The 9649-nt window shown below is 74.3% G+C and carries 10 protein-coding genes and 1 pseudogene; 8 read left to right on the top strand and 3 right to left on the bottom strand.

Features of this window, described 5'->3' with window-relative positions; genetic code table 11:
* Window positions 1-39 precede the first annotated feature (39 nt).
* Complete coding sequence (locus tag ABZ193_RS36045; protein ID WP_354713018.1) at window positions 40-615, bottom strand: CoA pyrophosphatase; 576 nt, start codon at window positions 613-615, stop codon at window positions 40-42.
* Between the two features lie 80 nt (window positions 616-695).
* Here ABZ193_RS36045 and ABZ193_RS36050 point away from each other — a divergent pair, with 80 nt between their 5' ends.
* Window positions 696-2717 carry an acyltransferase family protein gene (locus ABZ193_RS36050; protein WP_354713020.1) on the top strand — a complete coding sequence of 674 codons (2022 nt, stop codon included), beginning with the start codon at window positions 696-698 and terminating at the stop codon, window positions 2715-2717.
* 166 nt (window positions 2718-2883) lie between these two features.
* Window positions 2884-3258 (top strand): hypothetical protein, encoded by a 375-nt coding sequence (locus ABZ193_RS36055; protein ID WP_354713022.1) that lies wholly within the window; start codon window positions 2884-2886, stop codon window positions 3256-3258.
* Here ABZ193_RS36055 and ABZ193_RS36060 read toward each other — a convergent pair.
* Together ABZ193_RS36060 and ABZ193_RS36065 are read right to left on the bottom strand one after the other, a co-directional pair.
* Window positions 3245-3658 carry an anti-sigma factor antagonist gene (locus ABZ193_RS36060; RefSeq protein ID WP_020420668.1) on the bottom strand — a complete coding sequence of 138 codons (414 nt, stop codon included), beginning with the start codon at window positions 3656-3658 and terminating at the stop codon, window positions 3245-3247. The genes ABZ193_RS36055 and ABZ193_RS36060 overlap by 14 nt on opposite strands.
* Before the next feature lie 76 nt (window positions 3659-3734).
* Window positions 3735-4937: an MFS transporter gene (locus tag ABZ193_RS36065; RefSeq protein ID WP_354713023.1), complete on the bottom strand. Its 1203-nt coding sequence runs from the start codon at window positions 4935-4937 to the stop codon at window positions 3735-3737.
* Window positions 4938-5086: 149 nt separating this feature from the next.
* Between ABZ193_RS36065 and ABZ193_RS36070 the strand changes: the two genes are divergently transcribed.
* The 6 genes and pseudogenes from ABZ193_RS36070 to ABZ193_RS36095 form a co-directional block, all read left to right on the top strand.
* Entirely contained in the window at window positions 5087-6154 is a 1068-nt protein-coding gene (locus ABZ193_RS36070; protein ID WP_354713025.1) for an iron ABC transporter permease, read from the top strand.
* Complete coding sequence (locus tag ABZ193_RS36075; RefSeq protein WP_237335691.1) at window positions 6154-6936, top strand: ABC transporter ATP-binding protein; 783 nt, start codon at window positions 6154-6156, stop codon at window positions 6934-6936. The genes ABZ193_RS36070 and ABZ193_RS36075 overlap by 1 nt, the downstream gene beginning before the upstream one ends.
* A 17-nt stretch (window positions 6937-6953) precedes the next feature.
* Window positions 6954-7919, top strand: coding sequence for an ABC transporter substrate-binding protein (locus ABZ193_RS36080; protein WP_020420664.1), 966 nt, complete (start codon window positions 6954-6956; stop codon window positions 7917-7919).
* A gap of 24 nt (window positions 7920-7943) precedes the next feature.
* Window positions 7944-8666, top strand: a complete 723-nt coding sequence (locus ABZ193_RS36085) for a methyltransferase (protein ID WP_237335692.1) — start codon at window positions 7944-7946, stop codon at window positions 8664-8666.
* The gene (locus ABZ193_RS36090; protein ID WP_354713028.1) at window positions 8663-9466 is read left to right on the top strand and encodes a DUF364 domain-containing protein; all 804 of its coding nucleotides are present in this window, start codon (window positions 8663-8665) and stop codon (window positions 9464-9466) included. Before ABZ193_RS36085 ends, ABZ193_RS36090 begins: the two co-directional genes overlap by 4 nt.
* Window positions 9463-9649, top strand: a pseudogene (locus ABZ193_RS36095) (GHMP kinase); the annotation flags it as partial. The gene ABZ193_RS36090 and the pseudogene ABZ193_RS36095, both read left to right, overlap by 4 nt.

Consider the following 9649-nt stretch of genomic DNA (forward strand, 5'->3'; position numbering starts at 1 on the left):
CCCGCGGCGTACCCGGCCGGGGCGCGCGGAAACGGCACGTCACCGCCAGGCGAACACGGGTTGCTCGAAGTGGGCGACACGGGTGGCGCGGCTGTACAGCGCGGCCTCCCGGAACTGGTAGAGCACCGCGGCCGTCGGGGCGTGCACGAGGTGCCCGGCCAGCGGCAGCTGGATCACCGGCCGATCCGACTCCGGGATCGTCAAGAACCGCGGCTCGACCGCGAGGTCCGGCACGGGGATCACGTGCACGTGCGCCACCTCGTCCGGGTTCGGCCGCAGCGGCACCTCGCCGGGCAGCCGCACGACCACCGGCGTGATCACGTAACCCGAGCGGGTCGGGTAGTCGTCGAGCAGGCCGACGCAGTCCGCGCGGGTCGCGGTGACGCCGAGTTCCTCCTCCAGCTCCCGCAGCGCCGCGCCGACCGCGTCCTCGCCCGGATCGACCCGGCCGCCGGGCAGCGCGAACTGCCCGGGGTGGGCGCGCATCCCGGTCGCGCGCCGCGTCAGCCAGATCACCGGTTCGCCGCCCGACACCACGATCGCGACCGCCGCCGCGCGCCGCCCGTCCAGCGGCACGGCCACCCGCGGGAAGGTCTCGATCACGTCGGTCCGCATCCTGCCGACCCTAGCCGGAGCCGGGAACGGCCATGGGTAACCTCGGTCTCGCCCGGGACGCCGAGTGAGGAAAGGTGCCGATGACCCCGCCCCACCCGCGCACCCGGTCCATCCCCGAAAAGCGGTATCGCCTCGAGATCGAAGGCCTGCGTGCGCTCGCCTGCGTCCTGGTGGTCGTCTACCACGTGTGGCTGGGCCGGATCTCCGGCGGCGTCGACGTGTTCTTCTTCCTGACCGGCTTCCTGATCACCGGCCAGCTGTTCCGCGCCGGGCAGCGCGGCCGCATCGACGTCCGCGCGCTGTGGGGCCGCACGATCACGCGGCTGTTCCCGGCCGCGCTCACCGTGCTGCTCGCGGTGGTCGTGGCCGCCGCAATGGTGCTGCCGCAGGCCCGCTGGTTCGCCACCATCCGCGAGGTCGTCGCCGCCACGCTGTACCTGGAGAACTGGCAGCTCGCCGCGAACTCGGCGGACTACTTCGCCCGGCACAGCGACGCCAGCGTGGTGCAGCACTTCTGGTCGCTGTCCATCCAGGGCCAGTTCTACCTGGTGTGGCCGCTGCTGGTGGCCGCGCTCGCCTACGCCGCGCGCGGACGCCTGCGCGCCGCCCTGACCGGCACGCTGCTGGTCCTGACCGCCGTGTCGCTGGCGTACTCGGTGTGGCTGACCGCGGCGAACCAGCCGCTGGCGTACTTCTCCGCGCTCACCAGGATCTGGGAGTTCGCGCTCGGCGGGCTGCTCGCGCTGGTCGTCGACGCGGTCACGCTGCCCCGCACGTTGCGGATCGCGCTCGGCTGGCTGGGTGTCGCCGGGCTCGTCGCCTGCGGGCTCGTGTTGCAGGTCGGCACCGTGTTCCCGGGCTTCGCCGCGCTGTGGCCGGTCGCCTCGGCGGCGTTCGTGCTGCTCGCCGGCGCCACCGGCAGTCCCGCCGGCGCGGACCGGCTGCTGACCGCGCGGCCGCTGACCTGGCTCGGCAAGCTCAGCTTCCCGCTCTACCTGTGGCACTGGCCGGTGCTGGTGCTCTACCTGGTGTACCGCGGGCGGACCGAGGTCGGCCTGCTCGGCGGCGCGTTCGTCATCGGTCTGTCGCTCGCGCTCGCGGTGGCGACCCACCACCTGGTCGAGGCGCCGGTGCGCCGGTCCCAGCTGGCCGTGCGCGGCGCCTACCGGTTCGCCGTGCTGGCGATGATCCCCGTGCTGGCCGCCGCGGGCGCCTGGCAGATCGCCGGCCTCGCCCGGTCCGGGACGCCCGCCGCCGGTGGTCTCGACCACCCGGGCGCGCTGGCCCGCACCCCCGGTTTCGTCTACCGCGGCGCCGCCGACGTGGCGCCCGTGCCGTCGCCGGTCGAGCTGCCCGGCGACTGGGCCTGGATCGACGACTGCACCGAATCGCCGCGCGGCAGCGAACTGCTGGTGTGCGCCACGACGCCGGACGGCCCGCCGGAGAAGACCCTGGTCATCGTCGGCGACTCGCACCCCACCCAGTTCATCGCGGCGCTGGAACCGGTGGCGCAGCGGCGGAACTGGCAGCTGGTGGTGATGTCGCGGGGCGGGTGCCCGTTCTCCACCGAGTCCGAGATCGAGCCGGACGACCAGGCCTGCCGGGACTGGAACGCCGCGGCCGCCGACGAGATCCTGGACCTGCGGCCGGACGCGGTGTTCACCACCGCCACCCGGGACGTGCGGGCCGGCCTGACCGAGCGGACGCCGCCGGGGTTCGTCGCGCAGTGGCGGAAGATCGAGGCGGCCGGGATCCCGGTGCTCGCCGTGCGCGACAACCCCCGCTACGACTACGCGCCGTCGGAGTGCGTGGAGCTGCGCGGCGCGGACGCCCCGGAGTGCAACCCGCCGCGCGCCGACTTCTACGCCGACGAGCCGCCCTGGCTGTTCCTCGACGACGTTCCCCCGAACGTGTCGTTCCTGGACTTCAGCGACTACTACTGCGACGAGGCCGTCTGCCCGCCGGTGATCGGCAACGTGCTGGTCTACCTCGACGACAACCACGTCGGCGCGACCTACCTCGGCACCATGGACACGATCGTGGAACAGGCCATCGACGACGCCCTCGGACCGCCGGACCCGGAGCCGCCCGCGCCCGCCTGACACCCACGGTTCGTAGAGCCGCGATCCGCCGTCCGGGTGGCCGAGTGCGCCCGTCCGTGTGGTGCGCGCGGCCCGGCCGCGTGATTTCATTCGGTCCAAGGTTTGATGAATCCGCGCGTGGGTAGCGACGGCGGCCGTTGACGAGACAGCGGAGGTGTCCGGGTCCTTGACCGACTCACTGGACGAGCGCACGCCGGCCACGGCCGTGCGGCTCGGCGGCCCGGAAGGGCTGGCGCCGCTGCGCAGGCGGGTGCGCGCGATGCTCGCCGACTGCCCGTCGACGGTCGTGATCGACGTGGTGCTCCTCGTCGACGAGCTGGCCGCGTCGGCGTGCGCCACCGGGCTCCCGCCGTTCGAGGTCCGGCTGAGCCGCACCGGGGACGTGCTGCGGGTGGAGGTCGACGGGGTGGGCGGGGCGCCGGAGCCGGGCATCGGCACCGGGGTGCTCGACGCGATCAGCACCCGGTGGGGCACCGGGCCGCGCGGGGTGCTGTGGGCCGAGCGCGAGCTGCGGGCCCGCACGCGGTTCAGCAGCCGGTGAGCGCCTCGTCGCGGGTGGTGTAGACCGGCAGCCGCTGGTCCAGACCGGTGATCGCCAGCGGCCGGGCGGTCTGCCGCGTCGGGGCGACCACCCGGATCTCGGCGTGTTCACCCGCCTGGGCGAGCGCGGCCAGACCGGCGGAGCCGAGGAAGTCCACCCCGCCGAGGTCGACCACCACGACGCGTGGCCGGTGCGCGGTCAGTTCCTCCAGCGCGCGGTTGAGCGGAGCCGCGGTGGCCACGTCGATGTCGCCGGCGACCTTCAGCACGGCGATCCCCGGCAGGGGCCAGAACACCTGCAGCCGCAGGGCTCCGGGCGCGGCCCGTTGCGCGGGGACCCGGGCCCCGCGGCGAACGGCCGTGCTCACGGCACCGGTGGAGTTGCGCGCCGGGTGGCTCATGACTCTCCTCCCCGTCAGCCCTGTCTGGCCTGGCTTCTTCTCGTAGGGTAATCATCCCCGCACGACGAGCACCAGTTCAGAGACGGTCACGCGGCTGGGCGAAATGTCGCGTCCCGGGCGCCAGCGCGGCCGCGGCGGGCGCGAGCAGGCAGACCAGCGCGCATGCGCCGAGCACCGGCCCGGCGCCGAATTCCGCCATCGCAGGCGCGATGAGCGCGAGACCGACCGGCGCCAGACCGTAGGACAGCAGGAAGTCCAAAGCGGACACCCGGGCGAGCTTGCCGGGCTCGACCTCGCGCTGGATCGCGGTGAACCACGGGACGTTGAACAGTTCGATGCCCACACCGGCGACCGCGTAGGCCGCGACGACCACCGCCGGGTGCACCGGCAGCAGCAGGCTCAGCGGGGCGACGGCGTAGGCGGCCAGTCCGGCCAGCGCCGTGCGGCCCGCCGCCCGGGGCGTCCACCGCGCGAGCAGCAGCGCGCCGCCCAGCGCGCCGAGCGTGTAGGCGGTCGTGGCGGCGGCGAGCACGGCTTCCGAGCCGTACCGGTCGCGGCTGACCAGTGGCAGCGCGACCCCGGTCGCCGAGTAGCCGGTGGCGATCACCGCGGTGAGCGCGAACAGCCCGGCGACGAACCACGGGTGACGGCGGGCTTCGCGGATCCCGTCGGCGAACTCGGTGACGAACGAGGCGCGGGCGGTGGGGGCCGCCGTGAGCGGGCGCCCGGCGGGCGGGACGAGCGCGGCGGCCAGCCACAGCAGCCCGGTGCCCCACAGCAGGGCCGGCACGGGCAGCACGGTCGCCAGCAGCGCGGTCAGGCTCGGCGCGACCAGGGTGGTCACGCGCACGGACAGCGTGATCGCGGCGTTGGCGCGCTGCCGTCCCGCCTCGGCGACCACTTCGGCGGTCAGCGCCTGGAACGCCGGGCGGCACGCGCCCTGCCCGGCCCCGGCGACCGCGGCCGCCACGACGGCCACGGCGAGGGATCCGTGCAGCCCGGCCCCGATGACCGGGCTCGCCACGGCCGCCGCGGCTCCGGCGACGGCGACCACCCGCCGTCGCGGGAACCGGTCCGCCAGCACACCGCCGACCGGCACGGCCGCGAGGAACCCGATCGTGCGCGCGGCGAGGAGCACGCCCAGTCCGGCCGGGGTGAGCGAGGAGTCCAGGACGGCCAGGCCCAGGACGAACGGCAGCGCCCAGGTCGCCAGCCCGGAGGCCGTGGTGCCGCACCACAGGCGCAGGAACGCGGGGTCATGCAGGACGGGAGTGGTCACGGCGGGGGAGTTCCTCCTCGGTCGCGCTGGATGTCCGGCATCGGACTCTAGACGAAAATGATTATCGTTTGTAATATCGGGTCCGGTTCACGGAGAGTCAGCTGCTCGGGCCTCCGTCCTCCGCCGGTGGTAACGACAAGGGGGTACTCGTGACGGTCGCCGTGACCGGTTCGCCGCCGGCCCGTGCCGTGACGGGTGCGCTCGCGGTGCCCGTGCTGGTCGTCGTGCTCGTGGTGTCCGTCGTGGCCGGAGTCGCGTTCGGACCGACCGTGGTGCCGCTCCCGGACACCCTGCGGTACCTCGCGGCGGCGTTGACCGGCGGCGAAATCGGCGCGGACGAGGTGACCGGCTACTCGATCGTGTGGCAGGTCCGCACGCCGCGCGTGCTGCTGGCCGCCGTCGTCGGCGCGGGGCTGTCCGTGATCGGGGTGGCGGTGCAGGCGATGGTCCGCAACGCGCTCGCGGACCCGTTCGTGCTGGGCGTCTCCTCCGGCGCGTCGGTCGGCGCCAGCGCGGTGGTGTCCTTCGGGTTGTTCGGGGCGCTCGGCGTGTACGCGTTGTCGGCGGCGGCGTTCCTCGGCGCGCTCGCCGCGTCGGTGCTGGTGTACGTCGCCGCCCGTGGCCGCGCCGGGCTCACCCCGCTGCGGCTCGTGCTCACCGGTGTCGCGCTCGCCTACGGGTTCCAGGCGGTGATGAGCGTGATCGTGTTCTTCGCGCCGTTTGGCGAGGCCGCCCGCTCGGTGCTGTTCTGGCTGCTCGGCAGCCTCGGCGGGGCCACCTGGGGCGCGCTGCCGGTCGCGGTGGCCGCGGTCGCGCTGGCCGTGGTGGTGCTGCTGCGGCGCAGCCGGGCGCTGGACGTGCTGGCGCTGGGCGACGAGTCCGCCGCGAGCCTCGGTCTCGACGCCGATGCCCTGCGGCGGGAGCTGTTCCTGCTCACCGCGGTCGTGACCGGCGCGCTGGTCGCCGTCAGCGGCGCGGTCGGCTTCGTCGGTCTGGTCCTGCCGCACCTGGTGCGGATGGTGGCCGGACCGGGGCACCGGCGGGTGCTCGTGCTCGCGCCACTGGCCGGGGCGATCTTCCTGATCTGGGTCGACCTCGCCTCCCGCACCCTGTTCGCGCCGCGTGAGCTGCCGCTCGGGGTGATCACCGCGCTCATCGGGGTGCCCGTGTTCGTCGGCCTGCTGCGTGGCCGCGGCTACCTGTTCGGGGGCCGCTGATGGACCTCGCCCTCGATGCGGTCACCGTCGAGGCCGCTGGACGCAGACTGGTCGACGCGCTCAGCGTCAAGGCGGGCGACGGCGAGGTGGTCGGGCTGGTCGGCCCGAACGGCAGCGGCAAGTCCACCGCGCTGCGGTGCGTCTACCGGGCGCTGACCCCCAGCGCCGGCGCCGTCCTCGTGGGTGGCACAGACCTGAGTGGACTGTCCAACCGGGACAGCGCCCGGCTGGTCGCCGCGGTCACCCAGGAGGCGGGCACCGACCTGGACTTCACCGTCGCCGACGTGGTCGCGATGGGCCGGTTCCCGCACCACCCCGGCAACCGGGCGCTGAGCGAGCGCGAACGCGACCTCGTCCACCGCTGCCTGGAGCGGACCGGCGTCGCGCACCTGGCCGGGCGCGGCATCCTGTCGCTGTCCGGCGGCGAACGCCAGCGCGTGCTCATCGCCCGCGCCCTCGCGCAGGAACCGCGCATCCTGGTCCTCGACGAGCCGACCAACCACCTCGACGTGCGGCACCAGGTCGAACTGCTGTCGTTCCTGCGTTCCTGCGGTCTGACCGTGCTGGTCGCCCTGCACGACCTCAACCTCGCCGCGGCCACCTGCGACCGCGTGGCGGTGCTGCACGACGGGCGGCTCGCGGCCGCGGGCCCGCCCGGCGAGGTGCTCACCCCGGACCTCGTGCGCCGGGTCTTCGGCGTGACCCCGGTCCTGGTGACCCACCCGGTCACCGGGGCCCCGCAACTGCTCTGGACGTTCACCGATCGAGGAGGAAGCCCGTGAGAGGGCGTTGGACAGCCGTGCTCGTGACGGTCGCGCTGGGTCTCACCGCGTGCGGCGCCGAGGTGCGGCCCGGCGGTGACACCGGCCCGGCGCCGGTGACCGTCGAGAACTGCGGGCACGCGATCACCTACCCGCTGCCGCAGCGCGCGGTCGCCTACGACATGAGCAGCACCGAGAAGATGTTCGCGCTCGGGCTGGCCGGCCGGATGCGCGGCATCGTCATGCCGCGCACCGCCGAACCCGCGGTGGCGCGCTCGCCGTACGTCGACGACTACCGCGCGGTGGAGACGCTGAGCACCGACGTGCTCAGCTTCGAAACCGTGGTCGGCGCGCAGGCCGACTGGGTCCTGGCGGGCTGGAACTCCGGCTTCAGCGAGGCCCGCGGCATCACACCGGCCAAACTGGACGGTGTCGGCATCCGCAGCTACCAGCACACCGAGAGCTGCTTCAACTACGGCGACCGGCCGGTCAAGGTGCCGCCGCTGGAGGCGCTCTACACCGACCTGCGCCAGATCGGGCAGATCTTCCACGTCCCCGACCGGGCCGAAGCGCTCGTCGCGGACCTGCAGGCCCGCGCCGCGGCGCTGCGGGCGAACGCGCCGGCGGGGGAGCCCGCGCGGGTGTTCATCTACGACTCCGGCACCGATCAGCCGTTCACCTCCGGCAATCAGGCCGCGCCGGACACCATCGTGTCGCTGGCGGGCGGCCGCAACATCGCCGGGAACCTGGACGCCCGCTGGACCACGATCGGCTGGGAACCGGTCGTGCGGGCCCAGCCCGAGGTGATCGCCGTCGTCGACTACGGCGACCGGCCGGTCGCCGACAAGATCGCCTTCCTGAAGTCCTTCCCACCGCTCGCGGACAGCCCCGCTGTGCGGGAGAACCGCTTCCACGTGCTGGACTACGGCGAGGCCGTGAGCGGCCCGCGCAACCTCGACGCCGCCGAGAAACTGGCCGGCTACCTGCGATCGCTCGGACGCTGACGAAAGACCGGAACGGACAGCGAAATGGACACTGTGGACACCGCACTGATCGACCGGCTCCCGCCGCCCCTGCCGGCCGAGCGGATCATCGCGCTCAACCAGCCGAAGGGCGACCTGCGCACCACCCGCCCCTACACCTGGCGCGGGTGGGAGTTCACCGCGCCGCCGGGCGTGTTCCTGCCCGGCGCGACCAGCCGGATGATCCACGAACGAGTGCTGGACGGCACCATCGAGGTCCGCGGCCGCGTCTACGCCGCGATGGGCAGCGGGCTCGGCGTCGAAGCCGTCGCCGCCGGCGTGCGCGGGGCACGCGAGATCCACGCGATCGACGTGCACCCGGACAGCGTCGAAACCACGCGGCGGCACTACGAACGCATCGTGGGCACCCGGCCGGGCACCCGGTTCGTGCCGGTGGTCGCCGACCTCTTCGACGGGTTCCCGGACGGCGTGCGGCTGGACGTGATCACCTTCAACCCGCCCGCGGTGAGCCAGACGGTGAGCGACGACCCGGACGTCGTGCGCAACGTGTGCGTGGGCGCCCCGCTGCTGGAGCGGTTCTTCGCGCAGCTGGCCGGACGGCACCTGCTCGCGCCCGGCGGCGAGGTGTTCCTCATCGTGTCCAACACCGCGGACCTGCGCACGATCGTGCGGGACGCCGCCGGGCACGGCTTCGCCACCGAGGTCGCGCACCGCCACGACTGGGGGGACGGCGTGCTCACCTACCTGTTCCGGCTGGAGGCGGCGTGACCACCGTCGCCGCGCTGACCGCCGGAGTCCTCGCCGGGAAGCACGGCCCGGACCCGGCGGAGCTGACCGCCACCAGCGTCTTCTGGCTGCACCACGGCACCCGGCTGGCCGGCGGGGACGTGACCTACCGCAACTCCTACGTCCTGGTGCGGCTGGGCGCCGCGTTCGGCGCGTGCGCCTTCGAGACCGGGCAGCTGACACCGGAGGTGTGCGCCGAGTACTCCGGGGCGCCGCTGGCGGAGTTGCTGCGCCAGGACTCCGTCCCGCTGCGGATCGCCGCGCTGGACGCCTACCTGTCGGCGGCCGCGCCGCACGAGGCGCAGACCGCGGCGGAGCCGGTCGTCCTGCCCGCCGGCACCCCCGAGGTCCGGGCACACGCCAGGGACGCGGCGATCGCCGGGCTGCTGGACATCGCCCCCGGCGCGCGGGTCGCCCTCATCGGCGTGGTGAACCCGCTCGTCGCGGCGATCCGCGAGCGCGGCGGGACCTGCCTGCCGTGCGACCTCAACCTGCGCCGCACCCAGTGGGGTGATCCGGTGACGCCGGAAATGGGGGAGGTGCTCGGCGTGGCGGACGCGGTCGTGGCGACCGGCATGACCCTGGGCAACGGGACGTTCGACGAGATCGTCCGCCGGTGCCGGGAGCGGTCCGTGCCGCTGGTCGTCTACGCGCAGACCGGCAGCGCGGTGGCCCGCGCGTTCCTCGGCGACGGGGTCAGCGCGCTGTCCGCGGAGCCGTTCCCGTTCTCGCAGTTCAGCGCGTCGCCCACGGCGCTGTACCGGTACCGGGCGGCGGCGTGACCGCTGTGGGGCACGCGCCCGGGCACCACGGCGAGATCCTGCAGGGCGTCTTCCGCGACCGCGGCCGCCGCTGCCGCGGGCTGGTCACGCTGCCGGTGCCCGGCGCGGTGACACGCGCCGAGTTCGTGCCGGGGCCGGGCCCGCTGACGGTGACCCCGCCGGACCGGGCCAAGGCGCGGCGCG

This window comes from Amycolatopsis sp. NPDC006125 (assembly GCF_040614195.1).
GTDB lineage: Bacteria > Actinomycetota > Actinomycetes > Mycobacteriales > Pseudonocardiaceae > Amycolatopsis_E > Amycolatopsis_E tucumanensis.